We start from the raw sequence: 253 nt of genomic DNA on the forward strand, positions 1-253 counted from the left end.
AACGGATCGAACGCGGCCGCAAGCCGCGCCCAGATCGCGCCGGCGCTCGCGGTCGATAGCTGCTGGCCACACACGATCGCCGCCAGCCCGGCGAACCCCGGCTCGCGCTGCCGCAGCGCCGGCATGCCCGTCAGCTCGAAAATCGGTTTCAGCCGTGGGTCTTGCTTGATCAGCGCGTGGACGGCGTCTTCGAGGTCGGACTGGCTGTTGAGGTGGATGGTCATTGAAACTTTCGGCTGGCCCGGCTCGTCAT

General features: G+C 67.2%; 1 pseudogene. It reads right to left on the reverse strand.

The annotated features are described in order from the left end of the window. Window positions 1–224, reverse strand: a pseudogene (locus CP49_RS48260) (DNA-3-methyladenine glycosylase 2 family protein); the annotation flags it as partial. Between the last annotated feature and the right edge of the window lie 29 nt (window positions 225–253).

It is taken from the genome of Bradyrhizobium valentinum (genome assembly GCF_001440405.1).
Classification (GTDB): Bacteria; Pseudomonadota; Alphaproteobacteria; order Rhizobiales; family Xanthobacteraceae; genus Bradyrhizobium; species Bradyrhizobium valentinum.